2 protein-coding genes are annotated in these 5,395 nt (G+C 73.7%); both read right to left on the bottom strand.

All coding sequences use genetic code 11. The features are described 5' to 3' along the window. Positions 1 to 289 precede the first annotated feature (289 nt). On the bottom strand, positions 290 to 1,258 hold the full coding sequence (locus tag ACIQWR_RS20635; RefSeq protein WP_404011379.1) for a TauD/TfdA family dioxygenase: 969 nt from the start codon (positions 1,256 to 1,258) through the stop codon (positions 290 to 292). Beyond that, complete coding sequence (locus ACIQWR_RS20630; RefSeq protein WP_404011377.1) at positions 1,255 to 5,244, bottom strand: PA14 domain-containing protein; 3,990 nt, start codon at positions 5,242 to 5,244, stop codon at positions 1,255 to 1,257. The genes ACIQWR_RS20635 and ACIQWR_RS20630 overlap by 4 nt, the downstream gene beginning before the upstream one ends. Positions 5,245 to 5,395 lie beyond the last annotated feature (151 nt).

The raw sequence follows: 5,395 nt of genomic DNA, 5'->3' as shown, positions 1-5,395 counted from the left end.
TGCCATCCACCTCGATTGCGTAAGCGCGACGAAACATCCGGCACCCACACTACGAAAATCTGCACCGTCGGCTTCGGGCTCATGAAAAACTTCGATGCGCCCGGAATCGCATATCGAAGAATGTAAATCGAGCTGTCGGGGGCGGGGTTCGCCGCGTAGGGGAGCCCTTCGGCGGCCGGGGGAACGCCGAATGCCCGGCCGGGGGGAGGCCGGGCATTCGGGTCCTGAACCGGCGGGGGTTCCGGTCCCGGGGACCGGGCGCTCCGTGGGGGGGGCGCCCGGCAGTCGGTCAGCTCGTGCGCCGGGTCATGGCGACGAGCACCTTGCGCTCACCGGTGAAGGGTCGCCGGCCGTGCGTGGTGAGGATGTTGTCCACCATCATCAGGTCCCCGGTGGCCCATTCCTCGGCCAGCGTCGCCTCCTCGTAGGCGGCGGTGATGACGGCGTGCTCGTCGGCGGTGATGGGCGTGCCGTCGCCGTAGTAGGCGTTGCGGGGCAGCCCGTCCGGTCCGCAGAGCTCCAGCAGGCCCTCCCGCAGGTCCTCCGGGAGCGCGTTCACGTGGAAGAGGTGTGCCTGGTTGAACCACACCCGCTTCCCGGTCACCGGGTGCACGATCAGCGCGGCCCGGCGCTGGCGGGTGCGCAGGACGTCACCGTCCCAGTCCGTCGCGATGTCGTGGTCGGCGCAGTAGCTCTCCACCTCGCCCTTGTCCTCGGTCTGGAACCCCTCCTGCCAGGAGAGGCCCATGCCCTGGCGGTACGTCCGGGTGTAGAGCACCCCGTGTGCGGCGAACCGTTCCACGAGTGCGACGGGGAGGCGGTCGAGCACCGCGGCGCTGTCGGCCACCGGGGTCTCGCCGCCGCTCCGCGCCGCCAGGGCGCAATAGAAGAAGACGTTGTGCGGCCAGGAATTCGCATAGGCGGCCTCGTTGTGCTGGGAAATCGTTTGGTCGGCCGGGTATTCGGTGGAGGTGTACACGTTTCCGGTGACCCGGCTGCGCGGCGTGGAGCGCTCGTTGTACTCCAGGGTCTCCCCTCCGATTTCCGCGGCGAGCAGCGCGAGTTCGGCCTGCTCCGCCAGGAAGCCGCCCTTGACCATCACCGCTCCGTGCTCGTACATCGCGGCGCGCAGGGCCCCGGTGTTCAGCCGGAACCAGTCCCGGCGCTCGCCGTCGTGCGCCGGGGTGACGCGGACCAGGCGGGTCCCCCCGTGCTCGATGACCTCGGTGGTAGCCGAGGTGAACCGCTCCGACGTCACTTGTCCTCCTCCTTCAGGCCGACTCCGTCGACGCTCACGCGATTGATCGGATCGCCGGATCCGTAGTCGTAGGAGTTCGCGAAGGGACCGTGCGTCACGGGTCCTGAGAACCGGCCCGTGGCGGGCTCCAGTACGCGCGTGCGCAGGAAGTACGCCGCGTTGCTCCCGGCGTGCTCGTAGCGGACCTCGTACTGTCCCAGCCAGGCGTAGTCGTTCTCGCCGGGCAGGTTGTCCGGTACGTGGTCACTGTCCACGCGGCCGTCGGCGAGCAGGGCCTCGCCGAAGGGCCCGTAGCGGTAGAGGTCGCCCCGCTGGCGGCCGTCGGCGCCGGCGACGAGGAAGATGTCGCCGCGGACCGTCGGCAGGTTCCAGCTGGTCTCGCCCCGGTACGAGCGCCCCTTGGCCACGTACACCACGCCGCCCGGCAGCGCGACGGTGCGGGTCAGCAGCCGCTTGTCGCCGTCCATGACGAGGTCGAGCTGGGGATCGGCGGCGCTCGTGTACCCGTACAGCAGGGTGCCCGCCGCCGGCCCTTGTGCGATCGTCCGGCCCGCGTGCAGGTCGAGCAGGTCGCCCGGGTACGCGATCACGGCCGGGTCGGGGCCCGCGGCGCTCTTGCCGAGGTAGCGCTCGGCGGCGTCGAAGACCTGGCCCATCGGGGTCCCGCCCAGGTCGTAGCGGGTCAGGGCGCCGGCCACGCTGTACCGGGTGCGGCCGATCACCTGTGCGCCCGTGCTCGCCAGCAGGCGGTCGGAGCCGTCGTAGCAGTAGTGCGTCGTGGAGGTCCCGGACGCCGTGCGGTCGACGAGGGCGACCCGGTTGCCGTTGGCGCCCGCGTTCGCGGTGGTGCCCGTGGGGCAGTCGGCCGAGGCGGGCGAGGTGAAGTCGTAGCCGTAGTGGTGCCCGGTGACGTAGGCGTCGGTGAGCCGGCCGACCGCGTCATAGCGGTAGTTGGGGCCGTCCGGGCGGGGGTCCTCGCCCGCCGTCGACTCGTCGACGATGGTGCCGGACCGGGACCGGGTGACCTTGCTGGCGAGCGTGCGCCCGTCCGCGAGGATCCAGTTCTTGGCGATCGTGCGGCCCTGGGGGTCGCGTTCCACGGCGAGCCGCGTGCCGTTCGCGTAGTCCACGGCGGCGACGTCCCCACCCGCGTCGTGGCGGACGGAGGCGAGCGTGGCGCCGTCGAGCGACACGGCCTGGACCCGGCCGGCCGCGTCGTACCGGAGGGTCTTGACCTGCGGTGCGTCGAAGGGCGTGGGCGGCGTCACGCGCTCCCGGACGGGTCGGCCCGCGCGGTCGTACTCCGTGTCCGTGCGGGTGCCGTGGACGTCGGTGAAGCGCGTCGTGCGGCCCAGCAGGTCGGTGGTGAAGCTGACGGCGCCGAGGCTGTCGGTGGCCCGCGACGCCAGCGGGTCGCCCCCGACCGCCAGGTCGAACGTCACGGTCCGCGCGGGTGCGTTGGCGTCCGCGGGCACGAAGGTGCCGGACATCCGGCCGCGCGCGTCATAGGTGACGCACGTCCAGTCGGTGGCGCCGTTGGTCACGGCGATCGGCAGGCCCCGTGCGCTGAAGACGAGCTTCTCCACCCGCGCCGAGCCGGTCGCCGGATCGGGCAGGCTGACGGACTTCGGCAGGCCGCGCTGGGGAGCCGGGTCGTTCGCGGCCGTGCAGGGGTTGTCCGCGTCCTCCGTCGCCCCGTAGTAGGCGGTGGTCTTCTTCCCTCCGCCCGGCGCCGCCTGGGCCGTCAGCCGGAAGGCGTCGTCGAACTCGTAACCGGTGCTCAGTGCCAGGCCGTCGGGGTCGGCGACCGTGGCCACGGGCAGGCCGAACGCGTTCAGCCGGGTCTCCACGACCTGCTGCGGCACCCCGTCGGAGTCCGCCCGCACGGTCCTCGATCCGGTCGGGCCGTACGACGTCGTCGTGGCCGCGACCTTGGCGCAGGCGTCGGGGGCCGGGGAGAGCGGGCGCAGGTCCGCGCCGAAGCACTCCCGCGGGCCGGGCCCGTACGACCCCGACGGCATGCCGTTCTCGCCGTACACCGTCGTGCTCATGCGGCCGGCGGCGTCCGTGGTCGACGCGGGGCCCTCGGTGGCCGTCCACGTGGACCGGGTGGTGCGCAGGGTCGCGTCCGTGTCCGTGAGCAGCCGGCCCGCGGGATCGAAGGTCACTTTGCGGGTCCAGCCCTGCGCCGTGCTCACGCCGGCGGTCCGCACCTGCGCGGACCCGGGGGAGACGGCGTAGGCGTGCTGGGGGCGCCGCTCGGGATGGCCGGCGGTGCCCGCCGGGTCGGGTGCGGTCACCTCGGCCACCGAGGCCGAACCCTCCCGGTAGGCGATCTGGTACTGGGCGGCCCCGGTGTCGCGCCCGCGGCCCGCCGCGATCCAGTCCATGACGAGCGGCGGGCGCACGGCGGTCAGTCGGTGGTCCGCCGTGAAGCCGAAGTCGGTGGTCTCCTCACCGGGGTTGACGAAGCGGACCAGCTTCCCGCCCCGGTAGACGAGCTGGGTGGTGCCCGCCGAGGGAACCCGTACGGCGCAGACGTGGCCGGCCGGCGCTCCGCCGTCCGCGCACTCCGTGCTGCCGGCATAGAAGAACCTGAGCCCGGTGTCCTCTGCGCTCTTGATCCCCGCGCGTGCGGCGTCCCCGCCGCCCGCGGGCTCGGGAGCCTTCCGCGCGCCCCGGGCCGGAGCACCCGCACCCGCCGGTGCGGCCGCCCGTGCCGGGGGTCCGGACGGGACGGGTGCCGCGCCCCGGGCGGCCGTGCCGTCCGCCGGGTCGGCCGCGTTCGCGGCGTCCGGGCCGGCCGCGCCCGGTGTGACGCTCCATCCCGGCGGCAGCACGGCGCCGGCCGGCTGGAGCCAGGACGCCGGTACCGGGACGGCTCGGCCCGCCCGGCTGATCCACAGCCCGGCCTCCCCGCCGCTCGCGCCGCGGCGGTACTCGACCGTGATGTCGTAGCCGTGCCCGGCCTGGAGCGTGACGCCCCGGCCGTACACCTCGCGGGCGCCGGCGGGGTGCGCACCCCGCCATTCGTCGAGGACCGGCCGGCCGTCCACGAGGATCCGCACACCACCGTCGTAGGAGCCGCCGAGCCGGTAGACACCGTCGGCGGGCACCTGCAACCGCCCGGTCCACCGCGCGCGGAAGGGCGCGTCGGGCGCGCCCCCCGGGTAAGCGGCCTCGGCGCCCCAGCGGAAGCCGATGCGGGCGTCGGTGCGTACGAACGCCGCCTTCTCGTCGGCGGCGATGCCGGAGTCGGCGTCACCGGGATAGTACGAGCCGGTCAGCCCCGCCGACGTGGCGACGGCCTGGGAGTCGTACTGGAACGTCGCCCCCAGGACACCGGAACCGGTGTACACCTGCGGGGTCTTGACGGAGACCGCGGCGTTCCCCGTGGGCAGGGCGACCGTGACGGGGCCGAGGACGTCGGTGGGCACCGGGCTGCCGGGGGCCTGGGCACCGAGCCGCTGGTTCAGGGAGAACGAACGGGCGGGAGCGTCGGCGCCGCTGCGCCCGCTGCGGTCCTTGGTCCGCACGGTCCACTTGTACTGGCCGCCGTCCTTCAGCAGTCCGGCCGGGACCTGCCACTGCGGAGCGTCGATCCAGCCGGACGAGGTCACCAGGCCGGTGCGCGCGGTGGCTCCGGTGGAGAGGACGAACTCGTAGGCGGCCGCGCCGGTCTGCTGCTCGGCGGCGAGTCGGGGCACGGAGTCGGTGAGGGTCTCCCCGTCGGCGGGCCCGGCGGGGGCCGGCGCGGCCGGACCTGCCGTGATCGGTCCGGAGCCGCCCGCGAACACGCCGGACGGCCAGGCCGGTTGGACGGGCGGGCCCGCCGGGGCCGCCAGGAACGCCGACCGGGACGCCGGGGTCTTCCCGCCGGATCCGGCCGCCGCGGGGGACTCGGCGCCGAGCAGGGTGAGGAGGAGTGCCGCCACGGCGGTCGTCGTCGTCAGCGCTCTGAGTTTTCCGGGGGGAGCCATACCCATTCACCACTCCAAAACATCGGACGTGCACCGTGCGCGGCGCTCGGGTTTCAACCCTCCCGAGGCTGTCAGTGGCCTCATCCCGGGCGAAGCCCGCAGAGAATCTTTGAATACGCCGCGTTGGTGACCTGCCCGACCTGCAACTACGGTGCTG

Origin of the sequence: Streptomyces sp. NPDC098789 (assembly GCF_044759975.1) — a bacterium.
Classification (GTDB): domain Bacteria; phylum Actinomycetota; class Actinomycetes; order Streptomycetales; family Streptomycetaceae; genus Streptomyces.
Note: the sequence above shows the minus strand (reverse complement) of the source record. Positions and strands in the feature narration are given on the sequence as shown.

Coding starts and splice junctions, on each gene's coding strand:
- ACIQWR_RS20630 (WP_404011377.1), bottom strand. CDS start 5,244: ATGGGTATGGCTCCCCCCGGAAAACTCAGAGCGCTGACGACGACGACC.